Here is a 14,687-nt window from a genome sequence, read left to right on the forward strand (position 1 = left end):
GGAACGGTAGGTACGTGGCATCCTGACATTGTAGAATTCATCATTTCAAAAATGCAAAATCCAAGGATCCTTCGCTTCCTGATTGAAAACACAAACGATGATTCAATCAAAAAAATGGCGAAGGAAAAGCTTAAATTCACTCCTATGACGTTGCAGGAAGAAGCAATGTACCAGGGAATCGTTAACTATAAGAGCATCCCGGGTTATGGCGGATTCAGCGCAGATATAATCAAAGCTGCTGAAGAAAAGCTTGCAACAGGCGGAACGTATACCGTCCATAATTCAGAATTCCTTACAGGTGCGAATATTTCAGTCACCCTGACAAAGGATTTCATGGACGCAGTTGAAAATGATGTTGATTATGAACTTCGTTTCCCAGACGTGGAAAGCTATGATGCTGATACAATGAAGGAATATAACGAAGAATGGCATAAAATCGGCGACGTCCGCGAGTGGGAAAAGCTCGGATATAAAGTGCGCACCTACAGAAAAATCAAAGCTAAAGAATTATGGAACCTGATCAATATCTGTGCTACCTACTCTGCAGAACCAGGCATTTTCTTCATCGACAATGCCAATGATATGACAAACGCACAGGCATATGGACAAAAGGTAGTAGCGACAAACCCGTGTGGGGAACAGCCTCTCGCACCAAATTCTGTCTGCAACCTTGCTGCTGTGAACCTTGCAGAAATGGCGGACAAGGATACAAAGACAGTGAACTTTGAAAAATTAAAACGCACTGTTGAAGTTGGCGTGCGCATGCAGGACAATGTCATCGACGCGACTCCTTACTTCCTTGAAGATAATAAAAGACAAGCATTAGGTGAACGCCGTGTTGGTCTTGGAGTAATGGGACTGCACGATCTTCTGATCTACTGTGAAACAGAATACGGTTCAGAAGAAGGAAACCAGCTTGTTGATAAGGTGTTTGAAACAATCGCGACTTCGGCTTACCGTGCATCCGTTGAACTCGGGAAAGAAAAAGGAAGCTTCCCATTCCTTCAAGGCGGTACAGAAGAAGAAACAAACAGACTTCGCCAGGCATTCACGAACACTGGTTTCATGAAGAAAATGCCGGAAGATATTCGCGCGTCAATCCTTGAAAACGGGATTCGCAACTCTCACTTGCTGACTGTTGCTCCCACGGGATCAACTGGTACAATGGTTGGCGTTTCAACAGGCCTTGAGCCTTACTTTAGCTTCTCTTACTTCCGCAGCGGCCGTCTTGGCAAGTTCATCGAAGTAAAAGCTGATATCGTTCAGGAATATCTTGACCGTAATCCGGAAGCTGATCCTGAGAGCCTGCCGAATTGGTTCGTCTCAGCGATGGAATTGGCGCCTGAAGCTCATGCTGATGTTCAATGTGTCATCCAGCGCTGGATCGACAGCTCGATCAGCAAGACGGTCAATGCGCCGAAGGGCTACAGTGTAGAACAGGTTGAAAAGGTATATGAGCGTCTGTATAAAGGCGGAGCGAAGGGCGGTACCGTTTATGTTGACGGCTCCCGCGATTCTCAAGTACTGACGCTAAAAGCGGAAGAAAACACGATGGAAGAGGAAATCGACAAAAAAGAAAAGCAAAAGCAGCATGTTGTCCTTGTCGACACGATCAATGAATTGCGTTCTACCAACGTAACGATCGGCTCTGAAGTCGGCAACACCTGCCCGGTCTGCCGCAAAGGTGAAGTAAAAGAAATCGGCGGCTGCAATACATGCACAAACTGCAACGCACAGTTAAAGTGTGGATTATAAGAAAAGCGTAAGCGCCTTGTTCAGCCCCGACAAGCGGTGGAGGTCCGCCCGTTGAAGTCGTCCTTTGACTTCATCGGGCGGACCGAAGCGACTCGAGGGGCTAGGCGCTGGAGCTGGCCAAGAAAAGCGTAAGGAGGATGGAAATATTTTTTCCATCCTCTTTTTTCATTTCTGCCCATACTAACAATACTGACTTATGGAAATGAAATGAGGAATGGAAGATGAAAGCTTTTGAACCACAGCTTGTGTACATCGAACCGAGGGCTTTGGACTATCCGCTAGGACGAGAACTGAAGGAAAAGTTCGAGAAAATGGGGCTGGAAATCAGGGAGACGACTTCGCATAACCAGGTTCGTGGCATCCCTGGTGACAATGAACTTCAGCAGTACCGGAATGCTAAATCAACTCTTGTTGTCGGTGTCAGGAAAACATTGAAATTCGATACCTCCAAGCCGTCAGCTGAGTATGCGATTCCGCTTGCTACCGGGTGCATGGGACATTGCCATTATTGCTACCTGCAGACAACGCTTGGAAGCAAGCCTTATATCCGTACCTACGTGAATCTCGATGAAATATTCGACCAGGCACAAAAATATATGGATGAAAGAAAGCCGGAAATCACCAGATTTGAAGCCGCCTGTACATCCGATATTGTCGGAATTGACCATTTAACCCACGCCTTAAAGAAAACAATCGAATTTTTCGGGGAGTCGGAATATGGGCAATTAAGGTTTGTAACTAAGTATCATCATGTCGATCACCTGCTTGATGCAAAGCATAATGGCAAAACGAGATTCCGTTTCAGTGTCAATGCCCGTTATGTGATTAAAAACTTCGAACCTGGAACATCATCCTTTGATGAAAGACTGGAGGCTGCAAGAAAGGTGGCCCAAGCCGGATATCCGCTTGGCTTCATCGTTGCCCCAATTTATATTCATGAAGGCTGGAGAGAGGGCTATCACGAATTATTTGAAAGACTTAGCCATTCACTTGAAGGCATCGACTTGACAGGTTTAAGTTTTGAACTCATCCAGCATCGATTTACGAAGCCTGCTAAAAATGTGATCCAAAAAAGATATCCTAAGTCCAAGCTAGAAATGGATGAAGAGAAGCGCAAATATAAATGGGGACGATATGGCATTGGTAAGTACGTCTACCAGAAGGATGAAGCAAAGGAACTTGAAGAAACGATCCGAGGTTATATCCATTCGTTTTTTCCGGAAGCAGAGATTCAATATTTCACATAATCATAAATTTTTTTTAACTTGTACGCCGTACTATTTTGCAAATGAACCGCTTAAAGATGTAAAGATGGGATTACATCGACGGGAGTGGCTCATATGTATATTGACGGCGTTTTTTCCGGCGGAGGAATCAAAGGGTTGGCATTGGTTGGTGCCTGTGCCGCAATTGAAGAGCGAGGGTTCCGTTTTAAAAGGGTCGCAGGGACCAGTGCGGGTTCCTTGATTGCTGGCTTGCTAGCAGCTGGATATACGAGTGATGAGATGGCAGGAATCTTGGATGACCTTGACTTGAAAAAATTTCTCGATTCAAGAAAAACGATCTTCCCATCAGCATTGACAAAATGGCTTTTTGTTTACTGGCGGCTGGGTCTTTATAAAGGGGACGAATTGGAGTGTTGGATAGCGGAAAAGCTTGCTTCCAGAGGTCTGCGCACTTTTGGTGACCTCGCTCCGGATGCATTGAGGATTATTGCATCAGATCTCACCAATGGACGGCTGCTTATTCTGCCGGATGATCTCCCCAAGTATGGTGTTGATCCACGGACTTTCCCGGTGGCAAGAGCAATCAGAATGAGCTGCAGTCTCCCATTCTTTTTCGAACCAGTGAAGCTGCGTGACCGTGTCGGAGTTAATATTGTCGTCGATGGGGGAGTGCTAAGCAATTTTCCGATGTGGTTATTTGATAAAGACAATGTAAAAAAAGTTCGCCCAGTACTTGGTGTCAAACTCAGCCAGAATCTGATCCAGCAGCCTACCAACAAAATAAAAAACGCCCTTAATATGTTCGAAGCCTTGTTTGAAACGATGAAGGATGCCCATGATTCCCGATACATCTCGAGGAAACATGAAAAAAATATCATTTTCGTTCCGACGGAAGGGAACTTGACTACTGAATTTCAGCTTTCAGATGAAAAGAAACAGGAATTGATCGATTTGGGAAAGACGAGTGCGGAGAAGTTTTTTAAATCCTGGTGTTATTAACCATGCTTCCGAAGAGAGGCAAATCGATCGTAACAATGCAGAAGCCGTTTTTTTCTTCAGGTATAAAAGTAACAAAGCTTACGCAAAGAGCCTTATAAAACACAAAAATCGAGCTTAAAACGAAGCCCGATTTTTTTTTCTGCTCTTTTTACCGTCTATGACCGTTAAATGCGACGCATCCTTCTTTTTGCTGCGAGCGGATGCGAGCGACCTTATTTTTGAACGTTTAGAAGAGACGTTAGCGTCTTTAGTCTGGAACCGCTTTTTAGATCGCTTTGCTGCTTTTTGGAATGCACGTTGCTGCTGACGTCCCGAGCTTGAACTTGTCAAGCGGGTGACAAGGAAATAAATTAACGCACCAACCAGGGCGATTGTTGCAAGCATGGTAAGGATACTTAGGGGATCGGTCAATAATGTAAAGGCGAAACCAAAGATTGCAAGAACGATCAGTCCTGAAACAATATACGTAGAAGCACGATTCTTCAATGAAAGCCACCTCCCTACTAGCATCATGAGCAATTTTTCCAGCTTTTAAACTTGCCAACGATTACTTTATACAAATTCTCCGATTTTATACGCTTCTCCTGCTACTTTTTCCTATTTAAATGCGCTTTAAACGATGATTTACATTTTCTTCATTATTCGCGTCCATATGATCTGTTAGTTTTATTTTACTAAAAATGAACAAAAACCTCTATATCAAGGTCGCTTCCTGAACAATTTTTCCTGTTGTGCAATTCATTGGGGAGTCCGGGACATACTAAGGTTGGAGGTGCAACCAATGGCAGAAAATAATGAAAACCTTGAACAAAATCAAAGGGAAAAACCAATGTCTTTCATCGCGATGAGCATAGTAACCGGTTTATTTGGAGGGATTTTTTGGAGTTCACTTGCCTATTTAGCTTATATCTTCAACTTTACAGAAATTCGTCCCAATGTCATTCTTGAGCCTTGGGCATTAGGGGCCTGGAAGGAACAGTGGCTGGGTACAGTCATATCCATTGTTGTGATTGGTCTTTTTTCAATTGGTGCGGCCATGGTGTATTATGCCTTGATGAGGAAGCTTAAATCAATTTGGGCTGGTGCAGCATTTGGGTTGGCCTTGTTTTTCCTTGTATTCTACGTGCTGAATCCTCTCTTTCCCGGGATCAAACCGTTTTGGGACCTATCAAAAGATACATTGGTCACATCGATTTGCTTTTATGTCCTATATGGTGTGTTTGTTGGTTACTCCATATCATATGAGGAAAATGAAAATCGTAACCTGGAGAAAAATCAGCACGAAGTTAACTCTTAAGGCTCTCGAGGTAGTGTTAAGGAAATCAATTATGATAGAATGTTCTTATTGAACATTCTTTTTTTACGGGAGCTGCCATGAAAAAAATACTTTTGCTAAACGGCCCAAATTTGAACCGCTTGGGAAAAAGGGAGCCGGGGATATACGGTGTCAGGACACTGAAGGATTTAGAAGATAAGATCATCCGTCTTGGAGAGGAAAGCAAGGTTGAGGTTACTTGCTTTCAGTCGAACCATGAAGGAGAACTGATTGACAAACTCCATGAAGCAGAAGACACTGGTATGGACGGCATTATTTTTAACCCAGGAGCTTTCACGCATTATAGCTATGCCATCAGGGATGCAATTGCAGGAATTGATTGTCCCGTTATCGAAGTACATATTTCCAATGTTTATCAAAGAGAGGAATTCAGGCACAAGTCAGTGATTGCTCCAGTATCTGTTGGTCAAATTGCCGGTCTGGGCGTTCTTGGCTATGAATTGGCGCTTGAAGCATTTGTAAGGGAAACAGAAGGGGAGGAATAGGTTATGGAAAAAATTCAAAAATTACGTGAGAGCTTTCATAGGCTCGGAATCGATGGAATGCTTGTCACTAGTGATTTCAACCGCAGATATATGACTGGTTTCACTGGTTCCGCAGGTATGGTGCTGATCAGCGCTGAAAAAGCACTATTCATCACGGATTTCAGGTATACTGAGCAGGCAGCAAAACAATGTGAAGGCTACGAAGTCGTCCTGCACAAAGGATTGATCCAGGATGAGGTTGCAGAGCAGGCCAAAAAGCTGGGGATCAAAAAGCTTGGCTTTGAAGAAAATCATGTTACATATTCTGCTTACAAAACCTTTGATAAGGCTGTGGAAGCTGAATTAGTGCCTGTATCAGGCGAAATCGAAAAGTTACGCTTGATTAAGACTGATTCAGAGATTAAGATATTAAAGGAAGCAGCAGCCATCGCAGATGCTGCGTTTACACATATACTTGAGTTTATCCGTCCGGGCAGGACAGAGCTGGAAGTATCAAATGAACTGGAATTCTTCATGAGAAAACAGGGAGCAACATCCTCTTCGTTCGATATCATTGTAGCTTCAGGCTACCGTTCCGCACTTCCGCACGGAGTAGCAAGTGACAAGGTTATTGAAACAGGGGACTTTGTAACCCTGGATTATGGTGCCTATTATAATGGGTATGTATCTGATATCACACGTACATTAGCCGTAGGAAGCCCTTCAGATAAGTTAAAGGAAATCTATGATATTGTACTTGAAGCTCAGTTGCGTGGAATGGCAGGCATCAAGCCGGGCATGACAGGCAAAGAAGCTGACGCACTAACTCGCAACTTTATCACTGAAAAAGGCTATGGAGAGTATTTTGGCCACTCTACAGGCCATGGAATCGGTCTCGAAGTACATGAAGGACCTGGTCTGTCTTTCAGATCTGATACAGTGCTTGAGACTGGTATGGTTGTGACTGTCGAGCCTGGAATCTATATTGCTGGTCTGGGCGGGGTAAGGATAGAGGATGATACTGTTATAACTAAAGACCATAATGAGTCACTGACACATTCAACTAAGGAACTCATCATACTATAGGACACATTAGGAGGACAAACAATGATTTCAGTTAACGATTTCCGTACAGGTTTAACAATCGAAGTGGACAATGGCATTTGGCGAGTACTTGATTTCCAACACGTAAAGCCAGGAAAAGGAGCAGCTTTCGTTCGCTCAAAGCTTCGTAACCTTCGTACTGGAGCGATTCAGGAAAAAACATTCCGCGCTGGTGAGAAAGTAGCGAAAGCACAAATTGAGAACCGCAAAATGCAATACCTTTATGCGAGCGGTGACCAGCACGTATTCATGGATAATGAATCTTATGAGCAAATCGAATTGCCAGGTTCTTCTATTGAATATGAGTTGAAATTCCTTAAGGAAAACATGGAAGTACACATCATGCAATTCGGCCACGAAACTCTTGGTGTCGAACTTCCAAACTCTGTAGAACTTGAAGTAACAGAAACAGAACCTGGTATCAAAGGTGACACTTCTTCTGGCGGTACTAAGTCTGCGACATTGGAAACTGGCCTTACAGTACAGGTTCCATTCTTCATCAACCAGGGCGACAGACTGATCATCAATACAACAGATGCATCTTATGTATCACGTGCATAGAAAAGCTTAAGCGCCTTGATCAGCCCCGACAAGCGCTGGAGCTAGACAATTTTCGAAGTGAATTTGACATATTCTATTATCTAAAAGCCTGCTGAAAAGCAGGTTTTTTTATTTGATAAAAGCTTTGTTAATAGCCATTGTTGATTATGGTGTAAATAATATGAAATTATAAGCGGAGAAGTTCCGGCTATTGAATGGATGACCCATAGTAAGCAGAAATAAGCGAAGTTATTCCGGTTAACTGATGTAAATAGGCAAAAATTCAACGATGCGGATTAAATAAACGGAAAAACGACCCTTATTCTTTAGGAAATAAGGGTCGTTACCAATTTAACCGGAATTATTCCGGTTATTTTTCAAGGCTGTGAAATTAACAACCCGTTATAGTTGAGCCATATGAAAATAAGCATCTCTAATTTTTGAGATGCTTCCTGGAGTACTATTGAATTGTTTAGGTTTATTGCTCTATTTCATATTTCCACTCATTCATTCCGCCGGTCATATTGTAAATGTTCTTGAAGCCGTTTTCTACGAGGATTCCGCTTGCCTGGGTTGAGCGGTTGCCGCTGCGGCAGACTACTAAGTATTTTTGGTCTTGATCAAGCTCGGAAAGCATGCTTTCGATGACCTGCAAGGGGACCAATTTAGCGCCCGGAATATGTCCAGCAGCGAATTCATCAGGAGTGCGCACATCCAAAACCTGAACTTCTCCACTGTCAATCAGTTCTTTTGCTTCGTCGACTGTAACATCTGTATAGGAACCGCCGGAACAGCCGGTAATCAACAAGATAAACATAAATGCCGCGAATATTTTTTTCATGGTGATCTCTCCTTCGTATACTTATAGAGGTATTTTAACTTAAAAATTCAAAAGTGGGTATAGACAATTTGTGTCAGGGAGCAGTATTTTCTTTATACATAAAAAAAGCCGGGCAGTATGCCTGGCTTTAAACATCTATTGACTTATATACGTTCCTGTCACAGTTGCTTTGATTTCCAATCTTCCCGGCTCAATCGGAGTTCCGCTTTCTTTGCTTGTACTGAGTGATGCTACCAGGAATGGACCTGGCGAACCTTTCTGAGTTTCCTCGGTAATCGAAAGTGGGGAAATTGGAGTTTGGATTCCCAAAGTCCGTGCTACTGTTTGGGCTTTGTTAAAGGAGTCCACCACTGCCATTGAAAGAGCCCTATTATATAACTCCTCCGGCTCAGCAACTGAGAATTGAATGTTCATGATCTCGTTGGCACCATTTTCAACGGCTGTGTCAATAATCAGGCCAGCCTTTGCGAGATCCCTGATTGTGATACTGTATAAATGTGTAACTCGATATCCTTGGAATAATTGTTTTCCGTCTTCATAGGTATAGATCGGATCAATACGAAAATCTGCTGTTTTCATATCCTCCTTTGCAATCCCGAGATTGCGTAAGGATGCTAACATAGCATTAGATTTTTCGGCATTTTCGGCCTGTGCACTTTGCAAATTTTGATTTTCGGTACGAACGCCAACCGTTGCGGTTGCACGGTTTGGCGCTGCGAATACCGAGCCTTCCCCACTAACGGTAATTTTTCTCCCATTTCCAGCACCATTGCCACGGTAGCCAGTATTCAAACCATTAACCATCCATGATCCCTCCACACTTCCTTTTTCTATTACCTATTTCTATGTCGGCTTGGAGAAACAAATAACGTTCATAGAAAAAAGCATGGAATGGATAAGAGGATATAGAAAGAACTTACTCTCCGGCTCCAGGTGCTTTGTCCGTGTCATTCTTATTATTGTATTTTGTATCATTAGTCGGCGATTCCTTAGGACTTCTTCCGCCTCCAAGGTAGGAAGCACGGTCGGCTCTCTGTGCTTTTTGGAACTTCTGGTGATCATTATTCATCTTTATCAACTCCTTTCATTACTATTCTTTTCGATTAAAAGCGATATTATTTCCTCTGTGTCAAGACAGTTCCTAACCTATCAACACCTGGATATCATTTTTAAACCATCACAAAACAAATCTGCGTCTCAGCCAATCACGAATCTGCTCGTCATAAAGTGTCCAAGCAGGCATACATATTAAGTAAGCGTATTGTCAGGAGGATTAATGATGGAGGATATCTTATCTTTTTTGCCGAAACGAATTGCCGAATTGCTGGATGCAGTTCCTCCTAATGATCAAGATGGGATGGAAGAAGTGCGGATACGGATTAACAGGCCGCTTGAAATAACGGTAAGAGGAAAACCTCAATTCCTGCCGTATATCATTCCGCCTGAGGATGCTGTCCAGCTGTTGAACAAGCTAGGGCATTTTTCTATGTATACATTGGAGGAAGAATTAAAGCGAGGCTATATCACTATTGCCGGAGGCCATCGTGTCGGACTGGCAGGCAAGGTAATTCTTGAAAATGGCTTTGTAAAAGCAATTCGGGATATATCATCCTTTAATTTCCGGATTGCGAGGGAAAAAATTGGGATTGCAGAGCCTTTGCTTCCTTATATTTATGAGAATGGCTGGAAGCATACGATGATCATCGGGCCGCCACAGACAGGAAAAACAACGCTGCTCAGGGATATAGCAAGAATGATCTCAAGCGGAGTTCCAAGTAAAAAATTGCCTCCTCTTAAGGCGGGCATTGTGGATGAAAGATCAGAAATAGCTGGATGCGTGAAGGGAGTCCCACAGCTTACATTCGGACCTAGAGTAGATATCCTGGATTCCTGCCCGAAGGCCGAGGGGATGATGATGATGATTCGCTCGATGAGCCCGGATGTCCTGGTTGTTGATGAAATAGGCCGAAAGGAAGACGGAGAAGCGATTCTTGAAGCCGTTAACGCAGGCATTAAATTAATCATGACTACCCATGGAGATTCGCTCGAGGATATCAAAAAAAGGCCAACTTTGAAACCAATCCTTGAGATGGGGATTTTTGATCGATTTGTGGAGCTCGGAAGAATTTCTGGCCCGGGAACCATCACCGCAATCAGAGAAGCCAACGGCAAAGAAATGCGCCATAAAGTGAGAGTGACATAAAAATGATCAAAATAATTGGTGCGATATTGATTATCCTGGCAACGACTTGGACAGGTTTCGAGGCTTCCAGACACCTTAGCGAGCGTCCAAGGCAGCTTCGGCTTCTGAAGTCAGCCCTGCAATCCTTGGAGGCTGAAATCATGTACGGCCATACACCGCTCCATGATGCCTCAAGAAAGCTGGCTGCACAGATGTCCAAGCCTTTATCCTGGTTCTTTGAATCTTTTTCTAAAAAGCTGACAGAATCTGATACGACGGTAAAAGCCGCGTGGGAAGACAGCCTGAAAGAGGTCTGGAAAATGACCGCATTTAAACAGGGAGAGTTCGAGATCATGAAACAATTTGGTGAGACGCTCGGCAGGCATGACCGTCATTCTCAGCAAAAACAGATCCTGCTGACGATCTCCCATCTGGAAAGAGAAGAAGCGGATGCCTGCGAAAAACAAATGAAATACGAAAAAATGGTGAAAAGTATCGGCTTTTTATCAGGCTTATTATTAATCATCTTACTGATGTAGCGTTTAGGAGGAGGACAAGATGGGTCTTGAAGTGGATATTATTTTTAAAATCGCAGGGGTAGGCATCGTCGTAGCATTTTTGCACACTATACTCGATCAGGTGGGAAAGAAGGAATATGCCCAGTGGGTAACCTTATTTGGGTTCATTTACATCCTTTTCATGGTTGCCTCTATTGTCGACGACCTCTTTCAAAAAATTAAATCAGTATTCCTATTTCAAGGGTAGGGGAGGGCTTTGCCATTGAGATCCTTCAAATAACAGGTGTAGCACTGATCGCGACTTTCCTGGCCCTCATTGTTAAGGAACAAAAGCCAAACTTTGCTTTCTTGCTCATCGTGTTCACGGGTTCAGCAATCTTCTTATTTCTGGTAGACCAAATATATCAGATCATTTCAATGATCCAGAAGCTGGCGGCAAATGCCAAGGTAAATCTTGTCTATGTAGAAACGATCCTTAAGATCATCGGAATTGCCTATATAGCCGAATTCGCTGCACAGATCACAAAGGATGCAGGGCAGGGGGCTATAGCTTCCAAAATTGAATTAGGCGGTAAAATTCTAATTCTCGCCATGGCCATTCCGATTCTCACAGTCATGATCGAAACAATCATTCGCTTGATTCCAGGCTGATCGCGAGCTTTTTAAAGAGGTGAATATAGTTGAAGCAGCGTTTGCAGTTCATACTTGGCATTGTATTGATCCAGTTATTTTTTTTCATTCCGGGTGTACAAGCTGCTGGTGACGAAGAAGCAGCCAACACATTGATCAATCCAGATAAAATCGCCGGTGCCCAGCTTGAGGATTTGAATATCGATGAACTTAAAGGATTCTGGGAGGATATTATCAACAAATACGATGGATATTTACCAGTAAGCCAGAAAGGCAGTCTATATGATTTTATCAGCGGTGAAAAAAAGTTTTCGCTGAAAGAATGGTTCAAAGGGATCCTGAATTTCGCTTTCCATGAGTTTATCGTCAATGGGAAACTATTGGGTTCCCTAATCTTGCTAACTGTTTTCAGCATGTTCCTTCAGGCCTTGCAGAATTCTTTTGAAAAAAGCACCATCAGCAAGGTTGCTTATTCGATTGTGTTTATGGTTTTGATCATCATAGCGCTTAATAGCTTTCACGTCGTGGTTGATTATACAAATGACGCAATCGGGACGATGATTCAATTCATCCTGGCATTGATCCCGCTGCTCCTGGCACTGATGGCTACATCAGGAGGGCTGATATCCGCAGCTTTCTTTCATCCAGTCATCCTTTTCATGATGAACACAAGCGGCATGTTCATTCAATATGTAGTGCTGCCGCTCTTATTCCTATCAACACTGTTAAGTATCGTCAGCATATTGTCAGAGCAATACAAGGTCACACAGCTGGCCAGCATGCTCCGTAATTGGAGTGTCGGACTTCTGGGGATTTTACTGACAGTGTTCCTTGGGGTCATTTCTGTTCAGGGGGCATCTTCAGCGGTAACGGATGGAGTCACGGTCAAGACGGCAAAATTCATCACTGGCAATTTTGTCCCGGTAATCGGCCGTGTATTCACGGATGCGACGGATACGGTCATCAGTGCATCGATGCTGCTTAAGAACACAGTCGGTATCGCAGGTGTAGCGATTCTGTTGATCATTGCCGCGTTTCCAGCAGTAAAGATCCTTATGGTTGCATTTATTTATAAATTTGCTGCTGCCATCCTGCAGCCTTTAGGTGGCGGACCGGTCATTACTTGTCTGGACATCATCAGCAAAAGCATCATCTATGTTTTTGCAGCCCTGGGGATTGTTTCCCTGATGTTTTTCCTGACAATCACTGTGATTATTGCCGCTGGAAATCTTACGATGATGGTGAGGTAAGGAGGGAGAAGGAATGGATTTTATAAAAGAATGGATTACCAATATTATCATCTTCATACTCCTGGCTACTGTCCTTGACATGCTTCTGCCAAACTCGAGTTTCCAGAAATATACGAAAATCGTTACAGGCTTGATTTTGATCGCCATCATCCTGTCTCCAGTGATGAAATTATTCACTTCTGACTTTGAAACAGCAATCGCTTCAATGGGCCAATTCAATAGTTTTGAGGATGAAAAGATAAAAAATTCAATAGAATTTCAGAAAAAAGAAATACAAGCATCCCAGCATGCATATATTTTAGAAACAATGGCTGTCCAATTGAAAACAGCCGCAGAGGAGGAGTTGATGGAGCAGCAAGGAATGGAGATTGCTAATATCGAGCTTGAAGTAAATGATCAGGATCAGCGGCCTTTCCCTGAAAACCTGGAGTATGTCATCGTGCACCTGAAAAAAGCCGAAGATGAGGGAGAGACTGTGGCAGTAGTAAGAGAAGTAGAAATTGATACGAACGCACCCCTTCCATCAAAACAAACCTCTCAGAATACAGATCAAATATCTTCTCTTCTGTCAGAGAAATGGAATGTTCCTGAAAAATCAATTCAAATCATGATAGAAGGGGGGAGTGACGAGCATGGACAATGAGAAAGGTCCCCTAAGCTGGCTTAAGAAGCAATTGAACAGCAAAGACGGGCCGCCAGAAAAGAAATCTGGCAAATACCAATACTTAATGATTGTCGTCTTGTTTGGCGCAGCCATCATGCTCATAGGCAATATCCTTGGAGACCAGAAACCTGAAATGGCAGTTACAGCTTCGAAGGAATCAGGAGCTGAAGAGGATGCTGCCGTATTCGGGCAAAAGAAATCGGCAGGGAATGACGTCATTTCCGAGTATGAAGAAGCATATGAAGCCCAATTGACCGAGATGCTGGAAGGAATCAATGGGGTCGGTGAGGTCACCGTTTTTGTAAACGTGGATGCTACGGACAAGAAGGTTCTTGAGAAGAATACGGTCATCCAGTCACAGACGACGGATGAAACCGACCGTGAAGGCGGTAAACGTAAGGTTCAGGATGCTTCACAAGATGAACAGCTGGTCATCATCCGCAACGGCGAAAAAGAGGTTCCAATCGTTCTCGAGACCAAGAAACCAGAAATCAGAGGTGTCCTAGTGGTAGCAAAGGGCGCTGAGAATATACAAGTGAAAAAATGGATTATCGAGGCCGTCACCAGGGCTTTGGATGTTCCGAATCACCGGGTGGCAGTCATGCCTAAAAAATCTAAGGGGGAATAATAAATGTTATTAAAAAAGCAAACAGTGTGGCTATTGACAATGTTGAGTCTTGTAGTGGTGTTATCGGTGTATTATATCACTGCACCTGAACAGCAAAAATCGGATTTGGCCGGTGTAGAAGAACAGAAGGCTGAAGGAACAGAAACGGCAGCAACTGAATCCAAGGATGGAAAAACAGTGATCTCTGGCATTGCAAGTGATGAAAAGTTCGAAGCACTTCGCATGAAGCTTGAAGAACAACGCACGAAAATGAAGGAAGACCTTCAGTCAATCGTCGCTTCCACTGACCTGCCAGCTCAAGACCGCAGCGATGCAATTGAGAAGATGAACGAGCTTGATGAAGTAGCTCAAAAAGAATTCACTCTTGAGACATTGATCAAGTCCATGGGTTATGAAGATGCCCTTGTACGTGCGGACGGAGAGAATGTCCGGATCACAGTAAAAGCTCAGGAACATTCAAAATCAGCCGCGAACGAAATCATCCAGATGGTTCGTACAGAGCTAGGCTCCCTGCAGAATGTAGCAGTTCAATTTGAGCCAGTAAAGTAAT

General features: G+C 43.5%; 18 protein-coding genes and 1 pseudogene. 15 read left to right on the forward strand and 4 right to left on the reverse strand.

Translation table 11 applies throughout. From position 1 onward, the window contains the following. Positions 1-6: 6 nt before the first annotated feature. The 3 genes and pseudogenes from AB5I83_RS01645 to AB5I83_RS01655 form a co-directional block, all read left to right on the forward strand. Positions 7-1,755 (forward strand): annotated as a pseudogene (locus tag AB5I83_RS01645) (vitamin B12-dependent ribonucleotide reductase); the annotation flags it as partial. Between the two features lie 221 nt (positions 1,756-1,976). Continuing rightward, positions 1,977-3,002: a spore photoproduct lyase gene (gene splB / locus AB5I83_RS01650; RefSeq protein ID WP_448972351.1), complete on the forward strand. Its 1,026-nt coding sequence runs from the start codon at positions 1,977-1,979 to the stop codon at positions 3,000-3,002. A gap of 93 nt (positions 3,003-3,095) precedes the next feature. Continuing rightward, positions 3,096-3,980, forward strand: a complete 885-nt coding sequence (locus AB5I83_RS01655; RefSeq protein WP_448972353.1) for a patatin-like phospholipase family protein — start codon at positions 3,096-3,098, stop codon at positions 3,978-3,980. A gap of 114 nt (positions 3,981-4,094) precedes the next feature. Here AB5I83_RS01655 and AB5I83_RS01660 read toward each other — a convergent pair whose 3' ends face one another. After that, positions 4,095-4,466 carry an SA1362 family protein gene (locus AB5I83_RS01660; RefSeq protein ID WP_226642488.1) on the reverse strand — a complete coding sequence of 124 codons (372 nt, stop codon included), beginning with the start codon at positions 4,464-4,466 and terminating at the stop codon, positions 4,095-4,097. A gap of 295 nt (positions 4,467-4,761) precedes the next feature. On the opposite strand from AB5I83_RS01660, the gene AB5I83_RS01665 reads away from it, so the two are divergent. From AB5I83_RS01665 to efp, 4 genes are all read left to right on the forward strand, one after another. Further along, entirely contained in the window at positions 4,762-5,277 is a 516-nt protein-coding gene (locus AB5I83_RS01665) for a YqhR family membrane protein (protein WP_167831523.1), read from the forward strand. Between the two features lie 77 nt (positions 5,278-5,354). After that, positions 5,355-5,801, forward strand: coding sequence for a type II 3-dehydroquinate dehydratase (gene aroQ / locus AB5I83_RS01670; protein WP_226642486.1), 447 nt, complete (start codon positions 5,355-5,357; stop codon positions 5,799-5,801). 3 nt (positions 5,802-5,804) lie between these two features. Beyond that, a complete protein-coding gene (pepQ, locus tag AB5I83_RS01675) occupies positions 5,805-6,866 on the forward strand; it encodes a Xaa-Pro dipeptidase (protein ID WP_226085324.1) in 1,062 nt (353 codons plus the stop codon). A gap of 21 nt (positions 6,867-6,887) precedes the next feature. Beyond that, positions 6,888-7,445 carry an elongation factor P gene (gene efp / locus AB5I83_RS01680; protein WP_226085323.1) on the forward strand — a complete coding sequence of 186 codons (558 nt, stop codon included), beginning with the start codon at positions 6,888-6,890 and terminating at the stop codon, positions 7,443-7,445. A 457-nt stretch (positions 7,446-7,902) separates the two neighbouring features. On the opposite strand, the gene AB5I83_RS01685 is transcribed toward efp, so the two are convergent. The 3 genes from AB5I83_RS01685 to AB5I83_RS01695 form a co-directional block, all read right to left on the reverse strand. Continuing rightward, positions 7,903-8,265, reverse strand: a complete 363-nt coding sequence (locus tag AB5I83_RS01685) for a rhodanese-like domain-containing protein (RefSeq protein ID WP_167831519.1) — start codon at positions 8,263-8,265, stop codon at positions 7,903-7,905. Between the two features lie 135 nt (positions 8,266-8,400). Then, on the reverse strand, positions 8,401-9,069 hold the full coding sequence (locus tag AB5I83_RS01690) for an SIMPL domain-containing protein (RefSeq protein ID WP_448972357.1): 669 nt from the start codon (positions 9,067-9,069) through the stop codon (positions 8,401-8,403). Between the two features lie 112 nt (positions 9,070-9,181). Beyond that, the gene (locus tag AB5I83_RS01695) at positions 9,182-9,334 is read right to left on the reverse strand and encodes a hypothetical protein (protein ID WP_167831517.1); all 153 of its coding nucleotides are present in this window, start codon (positions 9,332-9,334) and stop codon (positions 9,182-9,184) included. A 210-nt stretch (positions 9,335-9,544) separates the two neighbouring features. Between AB5I83_RS01695 and spoIIIAA the strand changes: the two genes are divergently transcribed. From spoIIIAA to AB5I83_RS01735, 8 genes are read left to right on the forward strand one after another with little or no spacing between them, the layout of a single operon-like run. Next, positions 9,545-10,468 (forward strand): stage III sporulation protein AA, encoded by a 924-nt coding sequence (spoIIIAA, locus tag AB5I83_RS01700; RefSeq protein WP_448973862.1) that lies wholly within the window; start codon positions 9,545-9,547, stop codon positions 10,466-10,468. Positions 10,469-10,470: 2 nt separating this feature from the next. Continuing rightward, the gene (gene spoIIIAB, locus AB5I83_RS01705) at positions 10,471-10,986 is read left to right on the forward strand and encodes a stage III sporulation protein SpoIIIAB (RefSeq protein ID WP_167831516.1); all 516 of its coding nucleotides are present in this window, start codon (positions 10,471-10,473) and stop codon (positions 10,984-10,986) included. Positions 10,987-11,005: 19 nt separating this feature from the next. After that, a complete protein-coding gene (gene spoIIIAC / locus AB5I83_RS01710) occupies positions 11,006-11,212 on the forward strand; it encodes a stage III sporulation protein AC (protein ID WP_009794945.1) in 207 nt (68 codons plus the stop codon). A gap of 14 nt (positions 11,213-11,226) precedes the next feature. After that, on the forward strand, positions 11,227-11,616 hold the full coding sequence (spoIIIAD, locus tag AB5I83_RS01715) for a stage III sporulation protein AD (RefSeq protein WP_173401223.1): 390 nt from the start codon (positions 11,227-11,229) through the stop codon (positions 11,614-11,616). A 29-nt stretch (positions 11,617-11,645) separates the two neighbouring features. After that, positions 11,646-12,845, forward strand: coding sequence for a stage III sporulation protein AE (spoIIIAE, locus tag AB5I83_RS01720; protein WP_448972360.1), 1,200 nt, complete (start codon positions 11,646-11,648; stop codon positions 12,843-12,845). Between the two features lie 13 nt (positions 12,846-12,858). Continuing rightward, positions 12,859-13,488, forward strand: a complete 630-nt coding sequence (gene spoIIIAF, locus AB5I83_RS01725) for a stage III sporulation protein AF (protein ID WP_167831514.1) — start codon at positions 12,859-12,861, stop codon at positions 13,486-13,488. Then, positions 13,478-14,137, forward strand: a complete 660-nt coding sequence (gene spoIIIAG / locus AB5I83_RS01730) for a stage III sporulation protein AG (protein WP_448972362.1) — start codon at positions 13,478-13,480, stop codon at positions 14,135-14,137. Before spoIIIAF ends, spoIIIAG begins: the two co-directional genes overlap by 11 nt. Before the next feature lie 3 nt (positions 14,138-14,140). Further along, a complete protein-coding gene (locus AB5I83_RS01735; protein ID WP_448972364.1) occupies positions 14,141-14,686 on the forward strand; it encodes a SpoIIIAH-like family protein in 546 nt (181 codons plus the stop codon). Position 14,687: the final 1 nt, after the last annotated feature.

This window comes from Mesobacillus sp. LC4 (genome assembly GCF_053543455.1).